This is a genomic window from Polaromonas sp. P1_G2, assembly GCF_056405515.1.
In genome coordinates this window covers 1-352 of record NZ_JBFUBY010001823.1, presented here as the reverse complement: position 1 = coordinate 352, position 352 = coordinate 1, and the positions used below count along the sequence as shown (strand labels likewise).

Annotated in this window: 1 protein-coding gene; it reads right to left on the bottom strand. The window is 59.9% G+C overall.

From position 1 onward, the window contains the following. Positions 1-209, bottom strand: a 209-nt coding sequence (locus AC1D0P_RS32760; RefSeq protein ID WP_477680529.1) for a twin-arginine translocation signal domain-containing protein, incomplete at its 3' end; no start/stop codon positions are given. Positions 210-352 lie beyond the last annotated feature (143 nt).

The following is a 352-nucleotide window of genomic DNA, read 5'->3' as shown; positions in this document are numbered from 1 at the left end:
GCCTTGCACTTCTCGGCAATATCGTTGAGGTTCGACACGCCGGTGCCGAACTGACGGAGCGTGATATTGGTCTTCGCCCAGATGGTCGGGAAACCGGTGATGAGGCCCGTGCCGGCAGCGGCGCCGACGGCAGCAGCACCGGTTTTCAACAGCGAGCGGCGCGAAATGCCCGCTTTTTCGGCAGTCTTGTCATTGCTGATGTCACGCATGGTCTGTTCTCCTTTTATGTTGTTCTGATAGATCAGCTGTCGAGCCGGCCAAGCACGATGGCGTCGCGCGGCTCCCAGAAGAGGGGAAGGGCCTGGCCGACCGTGATCGGCTGGGCAAAAAATTCGTTGTCGCCGAGGATGAC